20 protein-coding genes are annotated in these 19,579 nt (G+C 70.9%); 17 read left to right on the forward strand and 3 right to left on the reverse strand.

Translation table 11 applies throughout. From position 1 onward, the window contains the following. The 4 genes from QM572_RS04985 to QM572_RS05000 form a co-directional block, all read left to right on the forward strand. The coding region (locus QM572_RS04985) for a cell division protein DivIVA (RefSeq protein ID WP_415090672.1) at positions 1 to 538 on the forward strand (538 nt) is incomplete at its 5' end. A 171-nt stretch (positions 539 to 709) separates the two neighbouring features. Continuing rightward, complete coding sequence (locus QM572_RS04990) at positions 710 to 1,417, forward strand: TraR/DksA family transcriptional regulator (RefSeq protein WP_415090674.1); 708 nt, start codon at positions 710 to 712, stop codon at positions 1,415 to 1,417. Further along, positions 1,390 to 1,869, forward strand: coding sequence for a signal peptidase II (gene lspA, locus QM572_RS04995; RefSeq protein WP_415090676.1), 480 nt, complete (start codon positions 1,390 to 1,392; stop codon positions 1,867 to 1,869). Before QM572_RS04990 ends, lspA begins: the two co-directional genes overlap by 28 nt. Continuing rightward, the gene (locus tag QM572_RS05000) at positions 1,866 to 2,801 is read left to right on the forward strand and encodes an RluA family pseudouridine synthase (protein ID WP_415090678.1); all 936 of its coding nucleotides are present in this window, start codon (positions 1,866 to 1,868) and stop codon (positions 2,799 to 2,801) included. The genes lspA and QM572_RS05000 overlap by 4 nt, the downstream gene beginning before the upstream one ends. A 9-nt stretch (positions 2,802 to 2,810) precedes the next feature. On the opposite strand, the gene mmuM is transcribed toward QM572_RS05000, so the two are convergent. Then, a complete protein-coding gene (gene mmuM / locus QM572_RS05005; protein WP_415090681.1) occupies positions 2,811 to 3,716 on the reverse strand; it encodes a homocysteine S-methyltransferase in 906 nt (301 codons plus the stop codon). A gap of 153 nt (positions 3,717 to 3,869) precedes the next feature. On the opposite strand from mmuM, the gene dnaE reads away from it, so the two are divergent. The 3 genes from dnaE to QM572_RS05020 are packed head-to-tail and all read left to right on the forward strand — an operon-like array spanning position 3,870 to position 9,503. Beyond that, on the forward strand, positions 3,870 to 7,430 hold the full coding sequence (gene dnaE / locus QM572_RS05010) for a DNA polymerase III subunit alpha (RefSeq protein ID WP_415090684.1): 3,561 nt from the start codon (positions 3,870 to 3,872) through the stop codon (positions 7,428 to 7,430). Next, entirely contained in the window at positions 7,427 to 7,942 is a 516-nt protein-coding gene (locus tag QM572_RS05015; RefSeq protein ID WP_415090687.1) for a hypothetical protein, read from the forward strand. Before dnaE ends, QM572_RS05015 begins: the two co-directional genes overlap by 4 nt. Positions 7,943 to 7,961: 19 nt before the next feature. Then, complete coding sequence (locus QM572_RS05020) at positions 7,962 to 9,503, forward strand: DUF3352 domain-containing protein (protein WP_415090689.1); 1,542 nt, start codon at positions 7,962 to 7,964, stop codon at positions 9,501 to 9,503. 18 nt (positions 9,504 to 9,521) lie between these two features. Here QM572_RS05020 and QM572_RS05025 read toward each other — a convergent pair whose 3' ends face one another. Further along, the gene (locus tag QM572_RS05025; protein ID WP_415090692.1) at positions 9,522 to 10,211 is read right to left on the reverse strand and encodes an LON peptidase substrate-binding domain-containing protein; all 690 of its coding nucleotides are present in this window, start codon (positions 10,209 to 10,211) and stop codon (positions 9,522 to 9,524) included. Between the two features lie 28 nt (positions 10,212 to 10,239). Between QM572_RS05025 and hisD the strand changes: the two genes are divergently transcribed. From hisD to QM572_RS05075, 10 genes are all read left to right on the forward strand, one after another. Next, on the forward strand, positions 10,240 to 11,541 hold the full coding sequence (gene hisD, locus QM572_RS05030) for a histidinol dehydrogenase (RefSeq protein ID WP_415090694.1): 1,302 nt from the start codon (positions 10,240 to 10,242) through the stop codon (positions 11,539 to 11,541). Between the two features lie 3 nt (positions 11,542 to 11,544). Further along, complete coding sequence (locus QM572_RS05035; RefSeq protein WP_415090697.1) at positions 11,545 to 12,654, forward strand: histidinol-phosphate transaminase; 1,110 nt, start codon at positions 11,545 to 11,547, stop codon at positions 12,652 to 12,654. After that, complete coding sequence (gene hisB / locus QM572_RS05040; protein WP_415090699.1) at positions 12,651 to 13,283, forward strand: imidazoleglycerol-phosphate dehydratase HisB; 633 nt, start codon at positions 12,651 to 12,653, stop codon at positions 13,281 to 13,283. The genes QM572_RS05035 and hisB overlap by 4 nt, the downstream gene beginning before the upstream one ends. Beyond that, the gene (gene hisH / locus QM572_RS05045) at positions 13,284 to 13,919 is read left to right on the forward strand and encodes an imidazole glycerol phosphate synthase subunit HisH (RefSeq protein WP_415090701.1); all 636 of its coding nucleotides are present in this window, start codon (positions 13,284 to 13,286) and stop codon (positions 13,917 to 13,919) included. It abuts the gene before it with no gap. Next, complete coding sequence (gene priA / locus QM572_RS05050) at positions 13,916 to 14,665, forward strand: bifunctional 1-(5-phosphoribosyl)-5-((5-phosphoribosylamino)methylideneamino)imidazole-4-carboxamide isomerase/phosphoribosylanthranilate isomerase PriA (protein ID WP_415090703.1); 750 nt, start codon at positions 13,916 to 13,918, stop codon at positions 14,663 to 14,665. The genes hisH and priA overlap by 4 nt, the downstream gene beginning before the upstream one ends. Continuing rightward, positions 14,662 to 15,423, forward strand: a complete 762-nt coding sequence (gene hisF, locus QM572_RS05055) for an imidazole glycerol phosphate synthase subunit HisF (RefSeq protein WP_415090706.1) — start codon at positions 14,662 to 14,664, stop codon at positions 15,421 to 15,423. The genes priA and hisF overlap by 4 nt, the downstream gene beginning before the upstream one ends. A 5-nt stretch (positions 15,424 to 15,428) precedes the next feature. Further along, complete coding sequence (locus QM572_RS05060) at positions 15,429 to 15,836, forward strand: type II toxin-antitoxin system PemK/MazF family toxin (protein WP_415090709.1); 408 nt, start codon at positions 15,429 to 15,431, stop codon at positions 15,834 to 15,836. A gap of 192 nt (positions 15,837 to 16,028) precedes the next feature. Then, positions 16,029 to 16,595: a DUF6318 family protein gene (locus tag QM572_RS05065; protein WP_415090711.1), complete on the forward strand. Its 567-nt coding sequence runs from the start codon at positions 16,029 to 16,031 to the stop codon at positions 16,593 to 16,595. Between the two features lie 344 nt (positions 16,596 to 16,939). Further along, positions 16,940 to 17,419 carry a hypothetical protein gene (locus QM572_RS05070; protein ID WP_415090713.1) on the forward strand — a complete coding sequence of 160 codons (480 nt, stop codon included), beginning with the start codon at positions 16,940 to 16,942 and terminating at the stop codon, positions 17,417 to 17,419. Between the two features lie 50 nt (positions 17,420 to 17,469). Next, positions 17,470 to 18,096, forward strand: a complete 627-nt coding sequence (locus QM572_RS05075; RefSeq protein ID WP_415090715.1) for a class I SAM-dependent methyltransferase — start codon at positions 17,470 to 17,472, stop codon at positions 18,094 to 18,096. Here QM572_RS05075 and QM572_RS05080 read toward each other — a convergent pair. Beyond that, a complete protein-coding gene (locus tag QM572_RS05080; protein ID WP_415090717.1) occupies positions 18,069 to 19,421 on the reverse strand; it encodes an HNH endonuclease signature motif containing protein in 1,353 nt (450 codons plus the stop codon). The two genes, QM572_RS05075 and QM572_RS05080, sit on opposite strands and share 28 nt — an antisense overlap. Positions 19,422 to 19,579 lie beyond the last annotated feature (158 nt).

The following is a 19,579-nucleotide window of genomic DNA, read 5'->3' on the forward strand; positions in this document are numbered from 1 at the left end:
CGAGCCGGAGCCGGCCGTCGTGTCCCCGCCGCCCGCCGCCGAGGCCGCCCCGGTCGCCGCCGCGCAGGGCGTCGAGACCCTCCGGGTGGAGACCGTGCCGCAGGCCTCCAACGCCGCCGCCCGCCTCCTCGAGATCGCCACGCGCAACGCCGACGAGCTCGTCGAGGGCGCCAAGGACGACGCCGACAAGATCATCGGCGAGGCCCGCACCAAGGCCGAGCGGCTCGAGGCCGAGTCGAAGGCCAAGGCCGACCGCCTCGAGGCCGACGCCCGTCAGCGCTCGGAGATGCTCGACCAGGAGACCGCCGAGCGCCGCACCCAGCTCTTCGGCGACCTGGAGCGGGAGAAGGACAAGCTCGACCAGGAGGTCGCGAACCTGCGCTCCTTCGAGCGCGAGTATCGCTCCCGCCTCAAGGGCTACTTCACCCAGCAGCTCGAGGCCCTCGGCACGTCGGCCAACGAGCCGTCGGGTGACGACAGCCCCGCCGCCCCCAAGCGGCTGCGCTCCATCCTGGGCGAGGAGTCCGAGCAGTCCTGAGGCTCGCCTGAGCCCGTACGACGTCACCGCGGCCGGTCCTCTCCACGGGAGGGGCCGGCCGCGGGTCATTTGTGACCCATCGGGCATGTCGTGCGGTGAGCCGCATTGAGGGCGAGGCGCGCAGCGGCTACTCTCCGGGCGGCACTCCCGCCACGAAGGAGAGGCAGGACCATGGCTCGTCCCACGATCGCCGGCACGGTGTCCTCGGCCGCGCGCAAGCTCACGGGCCGCGTCGCGGCGGAGCCCGCGAAGAAGGAGCCGCCCGCGTCTCCGCCGCCTCCGGCCACGAAGGCGGCCGCCGCGAAGAAGGCCGCGCCGGCCAGGAAGGCTCCCGCGAAGAAGGCCGCCGCCACGAAGGCCGCGCCAGCCAAGAAGGCCCCCGCGACGAAGGCCGCGCCAGCCAAGAAGGCCCCCGCGACGAAGGCCATTTCGGCCACAGGGCACACTTCTCCCGTGGCAAAGAAGGCAGCGGTCGAGTCGGCTCCCGAGGCACTGGTCGTCAAGGCGGACGAGGAGGCCTGGACCCAGGCCGAGCTGGCCGAGATCGTCGCCGAGCTCACCGAGCAGCGCGACCACTCGCTGGCCCTCCTCGAGGCGCAGGAGAACGAGCTCTCCGGGCTGATGAAGGACAGCGGCGACGGCGCCGGCCAGGACCAGGCCGACATGGGCGCGACCAGCTTCGAGCGCGACCAGGAGCTCAGCGTCGTCAACTCCGAGAAGGACAAGCTCGCGCAGATCGAGCGCGCCCTGGTCCGCATCGAGGACGGGTCCTACGGCGTGTGCGAGTCCTGTGGCGAGCCCATCGGCAAGATGCGGCTCATGGCGTTCCCGCGTGCCACACTCTGCATGCCATGCAAGCAGCGCGAAGAGCGACGGTAGTCGCAGCAGTCGCAGCGATCGTCGGCCTGGGCGTCGACCAGCTCACGAAGTCCCTGGCGGTCGCGCGTCTCAGCGACGGCGAGCCGAGGCACCTGATCGGCTCGCTGCTCCAGCTCCACCTCACCCGCAACCCCGGCGCGGCGTTCAGCACCGGCACCGGCCTGACGGTCCTGCTCTCGTGCGTCGCGATCGTCGCCGCCGTGGTGGTCGCCTGGCTCGTCGTCGCCAAGACCACCGACCTCCTCTGGGGCCTCGCGTTCGGCCTGCTGGAGGCCGGCATCCTCGGCAACGTCGTCGACCGCATGGTCCGTGAGCCCAGTCCGTTCCGGGGTCATGTCGTGGACTTCCTGGAGCTGCCGCACTGGCCGATCTTCAACGTCGCCGACTGCTGCATCACGGTGGCCGCCGCGCTGATCATCCTGCAGTCCACGCGGGACGTGAAGCTCTCATGAGCGCGAGCGAGCAGCGCACCCTCTTCGTGCCCGACGGGCTCGAGGGCGAGCGGGTCGACACCGCCATCGCCCGGCTCTTCGGCCTCTCCCGGACCCGGGCCGCCGAGCTGGCCGCCGACGGCCTGGTCTCCCTCGACGGAGCCACGGCCGGGAAGTCCGACCGGGTGAGCGCCGGCAGCATGCTCGACGTCACGATCCCCGTCCTCGCGGACCCCCTGGAGATCCACGAGGAGATCGTCGAGGGCATCCGTATCGTCCACGAGGACGACGCGATCGTCGTCATCGACAAGCCCGTCGGCGTCGCGGTGCATCCGAGTCCGGGATGGACCGGACCGACGGTCGTCGGCCACCTCCGCGCCGCCGGCGTACGCATCTCCACCTCCGGAGCCAAGGAGCGCGAGGGGATCGTGCAGCGCCTCGACGTGGGCACGTCGGGCGTGATGGTGATCGCGAAGTCCGAGCACGCCTACAGCGTCCTCAAGCAGGCCTTCCGCGACCGGACCCCGACGAAGGTCTACCACGCGCTCGTGCAGGGGCACCCCGACCCGATCGAGGGGACCATCGACGCCCCGATCGGACGGCATCCCAAGGCCGACTACAAGATGGCGATCCGGGCCGACGGCAGGCATTCGGTGACCCACTACGCGACGCTCGAGGCGCACCGCTTCGCCAGCCTGCTCGAGGTGCATCTGGAGACCGGCCGCACCCACCAGATCCGCGTCCACATGAGCGCCACCCACCACCCGTGCGTCGGCGACGCCACCTACGGCGCCGACCCGACCCTCACGGCCCGCACCGGTCTCACCCGCCAGTGGCTCCACGCCGTCCGGCTCGGCTTCACCCACCCCGAGACCGGGGAGTACGTCGAGTTCACCTCGCCCTACCCCGACGACCTCGCCCACGCCCTCGACGTCATCCGCGACCTGCTCTGATCCGCCGTCTCAGCCGACGACGGCGGCCAGCGCCTTGATCTCGTCGGGGCCGACCTGGCAGCAGCCGCCGACGTACGCCGCCCCGGCCTCGATCCACGCGGGCGCGGCCGACGGCGACCAGGACTGGTCGCCGGTCCAGTGGCCGGCCTCCTCGCCGACCCCGCTCTGCCAGCCCTGGCCGCTGTTGGGGTAGCAGACCACCGGCTTGCCCGTCGTGGCCGCCGCGAGGCGGACGACCTCGAGCGCGTCCGCGGGGTCGAAGCAGTTCGCGCCGACGGCCATCACGGTCCGGCAGCCGGCGGCGATCGCGAACGCCTCGGCCAGCGGCTGGCCCGCCCGGGTGCGGTCGGCGTCCGCGGAGAGGCTGATCCAGGCCGGCAGCCCGATCCGGTCGAGCAGCTCGACCAGCACCTCGGCCTCGTCGGCGTCCGGGAGCGTCTCCACGGCCAGCAGGTCCGGGTCCTCCGCCGCGAGGAGCTCCAGGCGCGGCGCGTGGAACTCCCGCAGCACCTGACGCGGCACGCGGCCGGCGTACCCGGTGTACTCCGAGCCGTCGGCCAGCGTGGCGGCGTAGGGGCCGACGGAGGCCGCCACGAGCCGCCCGGACTCCTCGGACGCGACCTCCTTGGCGAGCCGGACGCTGAGCCGGATGAGTCGCTCCGCCTCGCTGCGGCTCGAGCCGGCGGCGACGAGCCCGGGCACGCTCGCCTGGTAGCTCGCGGTCGTGGCGACCCGCGCGCCCGCCTCGAAGTAGGTGCGGTGCACCGCCGCGATCTCCTCGGGGTCGTCCCGCAGGAGCCGAGCGGTCCACAGATCGCCGCCCAGTGTGTGACCCCGGCCCTCGAGGGCGTTGGAGAGGCCTCCGTCGAGGACGATCGGCGGGATCAGGGGGTGGGCGGCAGCGCTGCTCGTCACGGGGCCGAGTGTAGGTCGCGGAAATGTCGGCGGTGTCGATGAGGATGGTCGCCAGCCGTCGCGTAGGCTGAGGGTCCTTCCCCAGGTGCCCGCCGCTGCGGCGGCAACGGCGTTCCGCGCACCCTGACGAGCGACCCCTGAGGAGGGCAATCCGTGGCCGAGGACTTCGCCCACCTGCACGTCCACACGGAGTACTCCATGCTCGACGGCGCGAGCCTGCTCGACGGCCTCTTCTCCCGTGTCAGCGAGCTCGGCATGTCGAGCATCGCGATGAGCGACCACGGCAACCTCCACGGCGCCTACGACTTCTACTCCAAGGCGAAGAAGTACGGCGTGAAGCCGATCATCGGCATCGAGGCCTATCTGACGCCCGGCACCCCGCGCGGGGAGCGCAAGCGGGTGCGGTGGGGCAAGGGCGAGACCGCCGAGGAGGGCGGCGACGACGTCTCCGGCGGCGGCGCCTACACCCACATGACGATGTGGGCCGAGACCACCGAGGGCATGCACAACCTCTTCCGGCTCTCCTCGCGGGCGTCGATGGAGGGCTACTTCTACAAGCCCCGCATGGACAAGGAGATCCTCGCCGAGCACAGCCGGGGGATCATCGTCTCCACCGGCTGCCCCAGCGGCGCGATCCAGACCCGGCTGCGGCTGGGCCAGTGGGACGAGGCGGTCCGCGAGGCCGGCGAGCTGCAGGACATCTACGGCGCGGACTCGGTCTTCCTCGAGCTGATGGACCACGGCATCTCGATCGAGAAGCGGGTCCGCGACGACCTGCTCAAGCTCGGCCGGACGCTCAACATCCAGCCGATCGCCACCAACGACTCGCACTACAACAATCCCGAGGACGCGAGCGCCCACGAGGCGCTGCTCTGCGTCCAGTCGGGCAGCCGGCTGGCCGAGCCGCCCTACAGCAAGGGCGGCAAGCGGTTCGCCTTCGAGGGCTCGGGCTACTACATCAAGTCCGCCGCGGAGATGCGCGAGCTGTGGGGGAGCCAGGACCTCATCCAGGCCTGCGACAACACCCTGCTGATCGCCGAGCGCTGCAACGTCGAGTTCGTGGAGTCGACCGGCGGCTACATGGCACGGGCCGACATCCCCGCGGGAGAGACCGAGGAGTCGTGGTTCCGCCAGGAGGTGTGGCGCGGCATCGAGGCGCGCTACCCGGGCGACCGGCTCACGCAGGAGGTCCGTGACCGCGTCGACTTCGAGCTCGCGATCATCTCCCAGAAGGGCTACTGCGGCTACTACCTCGTGGTCGCCGACTTCATCCAGTGGTCCAAGGACAACGGCATCCGGGTCGGGCCGGGCCGTGGCTCGGGCGCCGGCTCGATCGCGGCCTACGCGCTGCGGATCACCGACCTGTGCCCGCTGGAGCACGGCCTCTTCTTCGAGCGGTTCCTCAACCCCGAGCGCCCCTCGATGCCCGACTTCGACATCGACTTCGACGACCACCGCCGCGGCGAGGTGATCGCCTACGTCACGGAGAAGTACGGCGCGGAGCGGGTCGCCCAGATCGCCACCTTCGGCCGGATCAAGGCCAAGGCCGCGATCAAGGACGCCGCCCGCATCCTCGACCACGGGTTCGCCATCGGCGACCGGATCACCAAGGCCCTGCCCCCCGACGTGATGGGCAAGTCGATCAAGCTCCCCGAGCTCTTCGACCCGGAGTCCAAGCGCTACGGCGAGGGAGCGGAGTTCCGCGCGCTGCACGACTCCGACCCCGAGGTCCGCAAGATCTACGAGACGGCGCTCGGTCTCGAGGGCCAGATCCGCCAGACCGGCGTGCACGCCGCCGGCGTCATCATGTCGAGCGAGCCGCTCATCGACATCGTCCCGCTGATGGATCCCAAGCAGGACGGCCAGATCATCACGCAGTTCGAGTATCCCAAGTGCGAGGAGCTCGGCCTGGTCAAGATGGACTTCCTCGGACTGTCCAACCTCCACACGCTCGAGGACGCCGTCGCCAACATCGCGGCCAACCGCGGCCAGACCGTCGTGCTCGAGGATGTCCCCTTCGACGACCGGGCGACCTACGAGCTCATGGGGCGCGGCGACACGCTCGGCGTCTTCCAGCTCGATGGCGGCGGCATGCGCAACCTGCTCCGCTCGATGCAGCCCGACCAGTTCGCCGACATCACCGCCGTCTCCGCGCTCTACCGCCCCGGCCCGATGGGCGCCGACTCCCACAACAAGTACGCGCACCGCAAGAACGGCCGCCAGCCGATCGAGCCGATCCACCCCGCGCTCGCCGAGGCGCTGGAGCCGATCCTGGGGGAGACCTACGGCCTGATCGTGTACCAGGAGCAGGTCATGGCGATCGCGCAGCAGCTCGCCGGCTTCACCCTCGGCGCCGCCGACAACATGCGCCGCGCGATGGGCAAGAAGAAGAAGGAGGAGCTCGACAAGCAGTACGCCGGCTTCGAGGCCGGCATGCTGGAGCGCGGCTATCCCGCCGCCGCCGTCAAGACGCTCTGGGACATCCTCGTCCCGTTCGCCGACTACGCCTTCAACAAGTCCCACTCCGCGGCGTACGGCGTCGTCACCTACTGGACCGCCTACCTCAAGGCCAACTACCCGACGGAGTACATGGCGGCGCTCTTGACCTCGGTCAAGAACGACAAGGACAAGATGGCGATCTACCTCAACGAGTGTCGCCGGATGAAGATCAACGTCCTGCCGCCCGACGTGAACGAGTCGGTCGTCGACTTCGCCGCGGTCGGCAACGACATCCGCTTCGGGCTCACCGCGGTGCGCAACGTCGGCCTCAACGTGGTCGAGGGCATCGTCGCCTCCCGCCGGGAGAAGGGGCGCTTCGCCGACTTCAACGACTTCCTCGACAAGGTCCCCGCGGTGGTCTGCAACAAGCGGGTGATCGAGTCGCTGATCAAGGCCGGCGCCTTCGACGACCTCAAGCACCGCCGCCGCGCGCTCGTCGCCGTCCACGAGACGGCCGTCGACCAGTTCGTCGACATCAAGCGCAACGAGGCGATCGGCCAGGACTCCCTGTTCGGCGGGCTGGACGAGGAGATGGGCGGCGGGTTCGGCATCTCGGTGACCATCCCCGACCTCGAGGAGTGGGACAAGATGACCCTCCTCGCCCACGAGCGGGACATGCTCGGCCTCTACGTCTCCGACCACCCGCTGCTCGGGCTGGAGCACGTGCTCGCCCAGGGCACCGACGCGACCGTCGGCCAGCTGCTCGTCGACGAGGCGATCCCGCACGGCCAGGCGGTGACAGTGGCCGGCCTGATCACCAACATCAACCGGCGGATCACCAAGAAGGGCGACCCGTGGGCCACGATCACCCTCGAGGACCTCGAGGGCGCGGTCGAGGTGCTGCTCTGGCCCAGCATCTACGTCCAGGTGAGCTCCGTCCTCGCCCAGGACGCGATCATCCGGGTCCGCGCCGCGGTGGACAAGGAGCGCGACTCCGTCCAGCTGCGGGGGATGGAGGTGACGGTGCCGGACCTCTCCGACCTCTCCGACGGCCCGGTCGTGATCAGCCTGCCCTCGACCCGCTGCACTCCGCCGGTGGTGCAGCAGCTGCACGACGTCCTCGCGACCTATCCGGGCCTGACCGAGGTGCGGCTGCGGCTCCTGACCCGCGAGAACACCCGCACCCTCAAGCTGGGTGACAACCTCCGCGTCACCCCCAGCCCGGCGCTCTTCGCCGACCTCAAGCACATCCTCGGTCCGGGCTGCCTCACGTGACGAGGCTGCTGTGGAGCGCCGGCATCGTCGTGTGGTGCGCCCTCATCGGCGTCGTGGGCGGCTGGGTGTGGGCGAGCAGGTGGACCGCGCCGACCGGCGTCGTCGCCGCCCACGTCTGGTATCCCGACCCGTGGGACTCCGGCAGCCGGGCCGCCTTCGCCGCCACGGCGTCGTACACGGTCATCGCGCTGATCCTCGGGACGCTGATCGGGCTGCTCGCGGCCTGGTGCTCCCGCGCCGGCGAGCTGCTCACCATCGGCGCCGTGCTGGCCGGCACCTGCCTGGCCGCCTGGCTGATGTATCACCACGGCGTCAGCAGCGCTCCTCCCGATCCGACGGCCGCGGCGAAGAAGGCCGCGGACGGCACCCGGATGCTGGGCACCATGGCCCCGCCGGGCTGGTCCGCGCGTGCCTGTCTCCCACTGGCGGCCTCGCTCGCCCTCGGAGCATGGTTCCTGCTCGTTTCGCCGGGAAACTCCCGCCGCCAGGCCGTAGGCTCCGACCCAGCCTGAACGCGAAGGAGTGGGGTCGATGGCGGTCAAGGGTTGGATCATCGGTGGCGGAGCCGCGCTGGTGGCGGTCGGTGCGGGTGCGGCCACCTGGGCCGCGGTCTCGTTCTTCGACGCCGGTCCGCAGGCGGCCGAGGCGCTGCCCGCCGACACGATCGCCTACGTCTCGCTCGACGTGAACCCCAGCGGCAGCCAGAAGATCGCGGCGCTCAAGCTGGTCAACAAGTTCCCCTCGCTCAAGAAGGAGCTGGGCGTCTCCTCCGAGGAGGACGTACGCCGGAAGCTCGTCGAGTCGATCACGGAGGGCTCCGGGTGCGACATCGACTACGACAAGGACGTGAAGCCCTGGCTGGGCTCGACCGTCGCGTTCGGGATCGTCGGCAAGACCGATCCGCAGGTCGTCGCGGCGCTGGAGATCAAGGACGCCAAGAAGGCCACCGCGGGGATCCACGACGTGCTCGCGTGCACGGAGTCGGAGGAGGAGCCCGTCGCCTTCGCCGTCAACGGGGACTTCCTCGTCTTCGGCAAGGACGAGAACCAGGCCAAGACATTCGTCACCGCGGCCAAGAAGAGCTCCCTGGCCGACGACGACGACTTCAAGAAGTGGACCGACGCCGCCGGAGACCCGGGCATCCTCACCGCCTACGCGGCGCCGGACGCCGGGTCGGCGCTCGCGGGCCAGCTGACCGACCTCGGGTCGCTGGGGTCGGATCTCGGCGGTCTCGAGGGCGGGGACCTCGGCTCGTCGGCGCTCTCCTGGTGCCCGGGGGCGAGCGACGCGGCGTCCGGCGCCGACACCAGCTCGCTGAAGAGCTTCAAGGGCGCCGGCGCGACGGTGCGCTTCGGTGACGACGGCCTCGAGCTCGACGTCGCGGGAGACTTCGGCATCACCACCATCGGCTCCCACTCGGCCGACGTCGCCGACCTCCCGGCCGACGTCAGCGCGGTCCTCGGCATCGGCTTCTCCGACAACTGGCTGGACAGCGCGCTCGAGAGCCTGAAGAAGACCTGCGGCGATCAGTTCGACCCGCAGAGCCTCTACGACATGGTCAGCGAGTTCACCGGCCTGGACGCCCCCGCCGACCTCGAGACCCTCACCAGCGACTCCCTGCAGCTCGTCCTGGGCGGCGACCTGGACGTCGAGGAGATCATCAACTCCGCCGACCCGTCGTCGCTGCCCGTCGCCCTCCGGGTGAAGGGCGATCCCGACAAGATCAGCGCCGTCATCGCCAAGCTCGACGCCCTCGCGCCCGGCTCGACCTTCCTGGAGACGAAGGCGGGCAAGGACTCCGTCAGCCTCGGCTTCGACACCGACCTGCGCGACCAGCTCGCCAAGGGCGGCAAGCTCGGCGACGACAAGGACTTCCAGGCGGTCGTGCCCGAGGGTGACAAGGCGAGCTCGGTGATCTACGTCGACTTCGCCAAGCTCAAGAAGGCGATCAACGACGCGACCGGCTCCGACGCCGAGGTCGAGGCCAACCTCGAGCCCCTCCAGGGCCTCGGCCTCAGCGCCTGGCTCGACGGCTCCGTCACCCACGCCCAGCTCGTCCTGAGCGTCAAGTAGCCGAGTGCCGGACTCTGGTCAGTTGGGCGACCAGCGCGTCCGCGCGACCTCGGTCGCGGGGAGGGAGGGGATGACGTTCATCGCCTCCAGCTCCTCGCGGAGGTAGTCGCTCACCAGCGTGATCCGCATCCCCGCGTCGTCGGCCTCCAGGAGCGTCTGGCGCTCGGCCAGCGGCAGGGGAGCGACGGCGGCGAGCGTCCACGAGAGGTACTCCGCGTCCTGGGGAAGCAGGCCCGAGTACGGATCGCCGCGCAGCTCGCTGACCGCCGCGCGGAAGGCGGTGAACGTCGCCCGCGCGCGGGTCAGCGTCTCCTCGTCGACCTCGACCTGCGGCGCCGGCCGGTCGCTCACGTGCCCGACCGGGAACTCCCCGGTCGTGTCCAGCCGCTCCAGCCGGATCCGGTCGCGGCCGATCGCGACGATGTCGAAGCTGCCGTCGGCCCGCGCCTCCACCTCGCTCAGCTGAAGCCGTACGCCGACACGGTAGAGCGACTGCGCGCCGTGCTCGCCCACCTCGTAGCCCTCTCGGATGCCGACGCTGCCGAAGACCCGCTCGGCTGGATCCTCGATCCGCAGCAGGTGGTGGATCAGCGCGCGGTAGCGGTCCTCGAAGACGCGCAGCGGCACGCTCACCCCGGGGAACAGCACGGTGTTCAGCGGGAACATGGGCAGGGCTGTCGTCCCAGCGGCGCTTACCGGATCGCTCATCGCGCACCAACATATCTAGACTTGGGTCATGATCCGCCGCATCGACCTCCGGGGTGCCGAGGCATCCACTGACTACCGCGCGGTCGTGCCGCGCGCGGAGTTCGACATCGAGAAGGCGACGCATGCGGTGCAGCCCATCCTCGACGCGGTCCGTGAGCGGGGCGTCGAGGCGATCCTCGAGCTCAACGCGCGCTTCGACGGCGTCGAGCAGACCGACCTCCGGGTGCCGGTCGAGACGCTCCACCGAGCGCTCGCCGAGCTCGACCCGGCCATCCGCGCGGGGCTGGAGGAGTCGATCACCCGGCTCCGGACGGCCAGCGCGGCCGAGCTGGAAGACGACGTCGTCGTGGAGGTCGCCGACGGCGCGACCGTCACGCACCGCTCGGTCCCGATCGACCGTGTCGGCCTCTACGTCCCCGGCGGCGACGCCCCGCTGGTCTCCACCGTCCTGATGAACGTCGTGCCCGCCCGGGTGGCCGGCGTGCCGTCGATGGCGCTCGCGTCCCCGCCCCAGAAGGAGTTCGGCGGCCTGCCGCACCCGACGATCATGGCGGCCTGCGCGCTGCTCGGCGTCGAGGAGGTGTACGCCGCCGGCGGAGCCCAGGCGATCGCGATGTTCGCCTACGGCGCCGGTCCGTGCCGCCCGGTCAACCTCGTCGTCGGGCCGGGCAACCCCTACGTGACCGCCGCCAAGCGGCTGCTCCGCGGACTCGTCGGCATCGACGCCGAGGCCGGCCCCAGCGAGATCGCGATCCTCGCCGACGACTCCGCCGACGCGGCCTTCGTCGCCGCCGACCTCCTCACCGAGGCCGAGCACGGCGGCTCGTCCGGCTCGGTGCTGGTCACCGTCTCCGAGGCGCTGGCCGACGACGTGGTCGCCGAGCTGGACAAGCAGGTCTCCGCGACCACGCACAGCGAGCGGATCGCCGCCTCGCTGGCCGGCCCGCAGTCGGCCGTCATCCTCGTCGACGACCTCGACCAGGGTCTCGACGTCGTCAACGCCTACGCGTCCGAGCACCTCGAGATCCACACCCGCGACGCCTCCGCGGTGGCGGCAAGGGTCCGCAACGCCGGCGCGATCTTCATCGGCCCCTGGTCGCCGGTCGCCGTCGGCGACTACTGCGCCGGCTCCAACCACGTGCTGCCCACCGGCGGCTGCGCCTGCCACTCCTCGGGTCTCGGCGCGCGGACGTTCCGCAAGCAGATCCACGTCGTGGAGTACACCCGGGACGCGCTCGCCGTCGTCGCCGGCCACGTGAGGACCCTCGCCGAGGCCGAGGACCTGCCCGGCCACGGCGCCGGCGCGACGATCCGGTTCGCGGGGGAGTAGCTCATGACCTACACGCCACCCCTCCGCGACGAGCTGAAGGGGATCGAGCCCTATGGCGCCCCGCAGCTCGACGTCCCCGTCCAGCTGAACGTCAACGAGAACCCGTACGGTCCGAGCGAGGCGGTCGTTGACGACGTCGCCGCGTCCGTCGCCCGGGCTGCCGCGGCGCTCAACCGCTACCCCGACCGCGAGTTCACCGAGCTGCGCACCGAGCTGGCGGCCTACCTCACCCGCGACTCCGGCGACACCCCTGTCACGCCCGAGATGGTGTGGGCCGCCAACGGCTCCAACGAGGTCATGCTCCAGCTGCTGCAGGCCTTCGGCGGCCCGGGGCGTACGGCGGTGAGCTTCGCCCCGACCTACTCGATGTACCCGGAGTACGCCCGCGACACCAACACCACCTGGGTCGCCGGGACGCGCGAGCAGGACTTCAGCCTCGACCACGCCTTGGCCCGCGACCTGATCGCCGAGGTCCGGCCGAGCATCGTCCTGCTGCCGAGCCCCAACAACCCGACCGGCACCGCGCTCGACCCGAAGGCGGTCGCCGTCCTCGCCGAGGCGCTGGGCGAGGTCGACGGCGTCCTCGTGCTCGACGAGGCCTACGGCGAGTTCCGCCGGGACGGAGTGCCGTCGGCGTTGGAGCTGCTGCCGGCGTACCCGAACCTCGTCGTGACCCGCACGATGAGCAAGGCCTTCGCCGGCGCCGGTCTGCGGCTCGGCTACCTCGCCGCACACCCGGCGATCACCGACGCGATCCGCGTCGTGCGGCTGCCCTACCACCTCAGCGCCGTCACCCAGGCGGCCGCGCTCGCCGCACTGCGCCACACCGACGAGCTGCTCGGCAAGGTCGAGGAGCTGCGCCGCGAGCGCGACGCCCTGGTCACCTGGCTGCGCGGCCAGGGCCACGCCGTCGCCGACTCCGACGCCAACTACGTCTTCTTCGGCACCTTCGCCGACCGGCACGCCGTGTGGCAGGGTCTGCTCGATCGTGGCGTGCTGATCCGGGAGACTGGTCCCGACGGATGGCTGCGCGTCTCCGTCGGCACGCCGGAGGAAATGGCCGCCTTCCGCGCTGCTCTCACACAGGCCCTGACAGAAGTGGTGACGTCATGACCTCTGCATCGTCTGAAGGCGCTCCGCGCCGTGCTCGCATCGAGCGCCAGACCAGCGAGTCGAAGATCCTCGTCGAGCTCGACCTCGACGGCTCCGGCAAGCACGACATCTCCACCGGCGTCGGGTTCTACGACCACATGCTCACCGCCCTCGCGCGGCACTCGCTGATCGACCTCACCGTCCAGGCCGAGGGCGACGTCCACATCGACGCCCACCACACCGTCGAGGACACCGCCATCGTGCTCGGCCAGGCCATCCGCGAGGCCCTCGGCGACAAGATCGGCATTCGCCGGTACGGCGACGCCACCGTGCCGCTCGACGAGGCGCTCGTCCAGGCGGTCGTCGACGTGTCCGGGCGCCCCTACTGCGTCCACACCGGTGAGCCCGCCGGGCAGGAGTACGTCCTCATCGGCGGCTCCGGCGTCCCCTACCTCGGCTCCCTCACGCGGCACGTCTTCGAGTCGATCGCGCACCACGCGCACCTCTCGATGCACATCCGCGTGCTCGACGGCCGCGAGCCGCACCACATCGTCGAGACGCAGTTCAAGGCGTTCGCCCGCGCGCTGCGCACCGCGATCGAGCCCGACCCCCGCGAGGCCGGCATCCCCTCGACCAAGGGCGCCCTCTAGATGGCGGCTCCCTCGGTCGTTGTCCTCGACTACGGGTCGGGCAACGTGCGCTCCGCCGTGCGCGCGGTCGAGCGCGCGGGCGCCGACGTCGAGCTGACCGCCGACCTCGACCGGGCGATGGAGGCCGACGGCCTCCTCGTCCCGGGCGTCGGCGCGTACGCCGCCTGCATGGCCGGCCTGCGCGCGATCCGCGGCGAGCGGATCATCGCGCGCCGCCTCTCGGGCGGAAGGCCGGTGCTCGGCATCTGCGTCGGCATGCAGATCCTCTTCGAGCACGGCATCGAGCACGGCGTCGACTCCGAGGGTTGCGGCGAATGGCCCGGCGTCGTCGAGCGACTGCAGGCGCCGATCGTCCCGCACATGGGCTGGAACACGGTCTCGGTGCCCGCGGGCACCCAAGCGTTCGCCGGCATCGAGGACGAGCGCTTCTACTTCGTCCACTCCTACGGCGTACGGTCCTGGGAGCTGGTCACCAACGACCGCACCAGGGCCCCGCTCGTCACGTGGGCCGAGCACGGGGGAGACCGCTTCGTCGCCGCCGTCGAGAACGGCCCGCTGTGGGCCACGCAGTTCCACCCCGAGAAGTCCGGCGACGCCGGCCACCACCTCCTCCAGAACTGGATCAAGACCCTGTGAGCGCCTACCTCGAACTCCTTCCCGCCGTGGACGTCAAGGGCGGCCGGGCCGTCCAGCTCGTCCAGGGCGTCGACGGCAGCGAGAAGGTCTTCGGCGATCCCGTCGAGGCAGCCCTGCGCTGGCAGGAGCTCGGCGCGGAGTGGATCCACCTCGTGGACCTCGACGCCGCCTTCGGCCACGGCTCCAACGCCGACGTACTCGCCGAGGTGACCCGTGCCGTCGACATCAAGATCGAGCGGTCCGGTGGCATCCGGGACGACGAGTCGCTGCGGGCCGCGATGGACTCCGGCTGCCGCCGGGTCAACATCGGAACCGCCGCGCTGGAGCAGCCCGAGTGGTGCGCGCGCGCCATCGCCGAGTACGGCGACCGCGTCGCGATCGGGCTCGACGTCCGTGGCACCACGCTGGCCGCTCGCGGATGGACGAAGGACGGCGGCGACCTCTACGAGACGCTGGCGCGCCTCGACTCCGAGGGCTGCGCCCGGTACGTCGTCACCGACGTCAACAAGGACGGCATGCTCCAGGGCCCCAATCTCCAGCTCCTGCGCGACGTCTGCGCCGCCACCTCGAGGCCCGTCGTCGCCTCGGGCGGCGTGACGACGATCGACGACATCGCCGCCCTCATGGAGCTGGTCCCGCTCGGGGTCGAGGGCGCCATCGCCGGCACCGCGCTCTACACCGGCTCGCTGTCGCTCTCCGAGGCGCTGGACCTCACCCTGGGTCGGACCCTCGGGGACGGATCGTGAGCCTCGCCGTACGCGTCATCCCGTGTCTCGACGTCGACGGCGGCCGGGTGGTGAAGGGGATCAACTTCCAGTCGCTGCGCGACGCCGGCGACCCGGTCGAGCTGGCCAAGGTCTACGACGCGGAGGGCGCCGACGAGCTGACCTTCCTCGACATCTCCGCCTCCCACGAGGGGCGCGCGACGACCATGGAGATCGTGTCGCGCACCGCCGAGCAGGTGTTCATCCCGCTCACGGTCGGGGGAGGGGTCTCCTCGGTCGCCGACGTCGACCGGCTGCTGCGCGCCGGCGCCGACAAGGTCGCGATGAACACGGCCGCGATCAACCGCCCGGAGCTGATCGCCGAGGTCGCCGACCGGTTCGGCAACCAGGTCCTCGTGCTGTCGTTGGACGCGCGGCGCGCCACCGGCACCCCCTCAGGGTTCGAGGTCACCACCCACGGCGGCCGCAAGTCCGCCGGGCTCGACGCCATCGAGTGGGCCGCCCGCGCGACCGAGCTCGGGGCGGGGGAGATCCTCCTCAACGCGATGGACGCCGACGGCACCGAGGACGGCTTCGACCTCGAGCTGATCCGCGCCGTTCGTGCTGAGGTCTCCATCCCGGTGATCGCGTCGGGCGGAGCCGGTGCGGCCGCGCACTTCCCGCCCGCCGTCGACGCGGGCGCCGACGCCGTCCTCGCCGCGACGATCTTCCACTTCGGCAAGGTCCGCATCTCCGACGCCAAGGCGGCCCTCGCCTCCGCCGGCCACCCCGTTCGCTGATCGCGGTGCTCGCCTTCGACTACGCGCCGGACCCGGACGGTCGCCCGGACCCCGGTGAGGTCGTCTGGACCTGGGTGCCCTACGAGGACGACCCTGCCCAGGGCAAGGACCGGCCCGTGCTGCTGGTCGCCCGCGACCTGGCCCACGACGCGCTCTGGGGGCTGTACCTCACCTCGAAGGATCACGACCGCGATGCCGCCCAGGAGGCCCGCGCCGGCCGGCACTGGCTCGACATCGGCTCCGGCGCCTGGGATCCGCGGGGCCGACCGTCCGAGGTGCGGCTGGATCGCCTCGTGTCCGTCCGGCCCGACGCCGTACGCCGGGAGGGGGCGGCCGTTACCCGCGCCGTCTTCGACGCCGTCACCACCGCCGCCCGTCCCTACCTCGACCGCGCCGGCCTGACCGCCCCCTGACCCCGCCGGTGCCGGGAACCGCGCACGGTGCGTCGCTCTTCTCCTCCACCTTCTCCTCCACAGGCCGTTATTGGCCTCTGGCGGGCTCTGCTTGGTGCGGCTAGCGTCGGTTTCATCACTCCACTGGTCGGAGTGATGCTCTCGGGAAGGCCAGGGTCCATGGGGAAAGTCGTTCTCGCCACGGTCGGCGTCGTGGCCGCGGTGCTGCTGGGCGGGTGCGGGTCGAGCGAGTCCGAGCAACCCGCGCTCCCGACGCCCACATCGTCGGGCACGTCCGCATCCCCTACGTCCTCGCCCACCCCCGCGCCCCCACTGATGCCCGAAGCAGCGAAGGCACCCGCGAAGGACGCCACCGAGGCCGAAGCGAAGGCGAGCGCCGAGGCGTTCGTTCGGTACTACTGGGACGTTGTCGACTATGCCCAGCTCAGCGGCGACACTGACGCCGTCCGGGACCTGTCGCTGTCGCGGTGCAAGGGGTGCAACGGGGGCATCGAAGCCGTTGATGCGATCTACGATGCAGGGGGTCATATCGAAGGCGGTCGCACCGCGGCCGCGCACGTTGGCGCACAGGTCGGCCAAGCTGGTGAGCATGTCATCGCGACGGTGGACGTTTCAGTTCGAGCGACGCAATCCAAAGCTCGCTACCCGGACTCAACGAAGGACCACCCCATCCAGGGCGGCGTAGGCACGTACTCGATGGTTTTGGTGGCGATCGACGATCAATGGAGCGTGAGTGAGTTAGGTGCGTCTTCAGAATGAAGCGCGCGCTACTCCTGACGGTATTCGTGTCCATCCTGGCCATGGGATGGCCTTCGGTTCAGCCGGCACTGGCCACGGCCGGTTGCTCGGCATCGGTAGAGGGGAGTGCAAGCTCTGGCCCCGGCCAGTTCGGTGGTGGGGTCGAGGTAACTACACATTGCGACGGCACACCCGGCAGCGATGGCGGAGCCAAGGCGGTGGATGACGGCTCGTATTGGACTTGGGAACCCTGGTGCCACTACGGAGGAGCGAGCTGCGACCTAGACACTTCTTCCGTGTGTCCAGACGGCGAGCCCCGAATGACGGGCTACCTACACGCGGCGGACGGGTCGGTCATTGAAACGGTGAGCAACTGTTCTGAAGCCACCGACGGTGCTGACACGGGACCGGGGCTCAACGACATCCTCCGAGCTTTCCGCAGCGTCCCCCTGCCCGCCTCCGTCCTCCAGATCCAACCGCCCAACGGCGAGACGTTGGTGAACTTCGAGACCAACTTCCTCACCCACGCCGACCCCTTCGACACCACGCTCACCCTCCTGGGTCACCGGGTCGACTTCCGCATCAAGGCCTCGAGCTTCCACTGGCACTACGGGGACGGGAAGGAGGAACGCACGGCCAAGCCGGGCGACGTCTACCCGCACCTCCAGGTCACCCACGAGTACCGCAGGAAGGGCCAGGTGGCGCCGAGCGTCGACACCACCTGGAGCGCCGACTACCGCATCGACAACGGCCCCTGGGCCACCGTCCCGGACACCGTCACCATCACCGGCGCCACCCAGGCCCTCACGATCCGCACCGCCACCCCCGTGCTCGTCGGCTCCTAGAGCGACTCCTCGGGCGAGCCGCGCGCGACCCACGCCCTAGAGTCGGCCTCATGGGGCTCTGGACCGATCGCATCCTCCCGCATGTCATCGATCACGCGTGCGGCGACGAGCGCCTCGACCCCCTGCGCGAGCACGCGATGCTCGGCCTGCACGGGGCCGTCGTCGAGCTCGGCTTCGGGAGTGGCTCCAACGTGGGACGCTATCCGGCGACGGTCGACCGGATCCTCGCCGTGGAGCCGTCGGACGAGGCATGGCGGATGTCCGCCGACGTACGCCGAACGGCAGCCGTCCCCGTCGAGCGCATCGGTCTCGACGGAGCTCGGATCGATCTCGCCGACGGCGCGGCCGACTGCGTCCTCTCCACGTTCACGCTGTGCACCATCCCCGACGTCGACGGCGCGCTGCGGGAGGCGGCCCGGGTGCTTGCACCGGGAGGGACCCTCCACCTCGCCGAGCACGGGCTCTCCCCGGAGCCGAAGGTGGCCGCCTGGCAGCACCGCCTCGACCGCACCCAGCAACGGGTCTTCGGCGGCTGCCATCTCACCCGCGACCCGCGAGCACTCCTCGCCGCCGCCGGCTTCGTGAGTGCGGAGGTGGAGAGCGCCTACGTCGAGGACCTGCCGCGCATGGCCGCGCCGTGGTCCTACGGCTACGCAGGCTTCGCCCGCCGCCCCTGAGCGGGATCGTGCGTGCCGTGGCGGTCGACGAGGAAGGTCAGTCCGTGCGGGCTGGTCCACACATAGATCCCGGGGTCGATGCGGTGGTAGCGCCACGCGGTGTGGGTCTTGACCCGGTGGTGATGTCGGCACAGCGGGGCCAGGTTGGCGGTGGTGGTCGAGCCTCGTGGCCACGCCTCGATGTGGTCGAGGTCGCAGGCCTCGGCGGGACGTTCGCAGTGGGGGAAGACGCAGGTCCGGTCGCGTTCGATGACCTGCTCCCGGAGCCGGCCCTCGGCGAACCGGCCAGTGGCTGTGGTTGCGGTGGTTGCGGTGGCTGTGGCTGTGGCTGTGGTTGCTGTGGTGGTCGTGGCGGTGGTGAGGTCGAGGACGGGTTTCACGATCACTGATGAGCGGCCGGCCCAGGCTTGGAGGCGGTCGATCGAGACCATGCCGAGTCGCTGGCCGGTGAGGGAGTGGATCGTGGCGAGGGTGTCGCCCTCGGTGACCCGCACGACCATCCGCAACTGTGGCGGTTCGACGGTCGCCGTCGCGGCCTTCCGATCCCCGACGGTGACCTCGCCGCGGGCGAGCATCCCCAACGCCCGTGCCCGACGCACCGCGACCGTGTCGACCGCTCCTTCGGAGGCGAGGAGCTGTTCGGCGACCTCGCTCAACACCGATTCGAGAGCCCGGGCGTCGTCGGTGTCGAGGACTGCCTCGATGTGGCTGGTCGCGGCACGACTGTGCACCGTGACCTCGACATGCCGGCCGGCGAGGTCGGACTGCTCCTCCTCGATCAGTCGCTCGGGGTCGAACCGGGCCAGGGCTTCCTCGACCAGCCGGTCGAGCGTCGCCACGCCGACTGCCTGGGCGCGGGTGTGGATGTGGGTGTCGACCCAGGTCGCGGCCTGACGGGGCAGGGTCATCGTCGCCTCGGCGACCCGGCGGGCACGCCATCCCTCGACCCGACCCGCCTTGACCTCGCGCCAGGTCCGGGGCAGGCGGTGGACCAGCTCGATCGCTTGGGCGAGGAACACCCGGCCGCTCCGGAGCGACCGCCCCGTCGCGGCCGCGAACTCCGTCACGGCGAACTCACTGACCCACGGGCAGCCGTCCCCGCCGAGGAGCAGCTCGCCCTCAGCGCCGGGGATCTCGTCTTCCCGCTCCACCAACGACGCCGCCTGGGTCCAGTGGTCGACCTCGTGGAAGGACGCGAACCGTGTGGCGAGCTCGATCTGGAGGGCCTCCTCCCGCCGGACCCGTGCCTGGGAGCGGCGCAGCTCCGCGAGCACGCCCGAGGCGTCGTCGGCGGACGACTGGTCGTCGGTGGCGGGCAGGGTCATGGAGGGATTCTAGTTCGAACACCAGTTCGAATCAAGTGCACATCACGCAATCCTTCGCGTGTGATGTGTCAGGACTCGGGTGACACTCCGGGATCCTCGGGCGACACCAGCCTCGCGGAAGATCCGCGCCGGCGCGGCGGTCGAGGGTCCCTCGACCT

This window comes from Nocardioides sp. (assembly GCF_047607365.1).
Classification (GTDB): domain Bacteria; phylum Actinomycetota; class Actinomycetes; order Propionibacteriales; family Nocardioidaceae; genus Nocardioides.

What these genes read in the sequence shown, in the direction of transcription:
- QM572_RS04990 (WP_415090674.1), top strand. Translation starts at nt 710, where the DNA reads ATGGCTCGTCCCACGATCGCCGGCACGGTGTCCTCGGCCGCGCGCAAG.
- lspA (WP_415090676.1), top strand. Translation starts at nt 1,390, where the DNA reads ATGCAAGCAGCGCGAAGAGCGACGGTAGTCGCAGCAGTCGCAGCGATC.
- QM572_RS05000 (WP_415090678.1), top strand. Translation starts at nt 1,866, where the DNA reads ATGAGCGCGAGCGAGCAGCGCACCCTCTTCGTGCCCGACGGGCTCGAG.
- QM572_RS05020 (WP_415090689.1), top strand. Translation starts at nt 7,962, where the DNA reads ATGGCGGTCAAGGGTTGGATCATCGGTGGCGGAGCCGCGCTGGTGGCG.
- QM572_RS05025 (WP_415090692.1), bottom strand. Translation starts at nt 10,211, where the DNA reads ATGAGCGATCCGGTAAGCGCCGCTGGGACGACAGCCCTGCCCATGTTC.
- hisD (WP_415090694.1), top strand. Translation starts at nt 10,240, where the DNA reads ATGATCCGCCGCATCGACCTCCGGGGTGCCGAGGCATCCACTGACTAC.
- QM572_RS05035 (WP_415090697.1), top strand. Translation starts at nt 11,545, where the DNA reads ATGACCTACACGCCACCCCTCCGCGACGAGCTGAAGGGGATCGAGCCC.
- hisB (WP_415090699.1), top strand. Translation starts at nt 12,651, where the DNA reads ATGACCTCTGCATCGTCTGAAGGCGCTCCGCGCCGTGCTCGCATCGAG.
- hisH (WP_415090701.1), top strand. Translation starts at nt 13,284, where the DNA reads ATGGCGGCTCCCTCGGTCGTTGTCCTCGACTACGGGTCGGGCAACGTG.
- QM572_RS05075 (WP_415090715.1), top strand. Translation starts at nt 17,470, where the DNA reads ATGGGGCTCTGGACCGATCGCATCCTCCCGCATGTCATCGATCACGCG.
- QM572_RS05080 (WP_415090717.1), bottom strand. Translation starts at nt 19,421, where the DNA reads ATGACCCTGCCCGCCACCGACGACCAGTCGTCCGCCGACGACGCCTCG.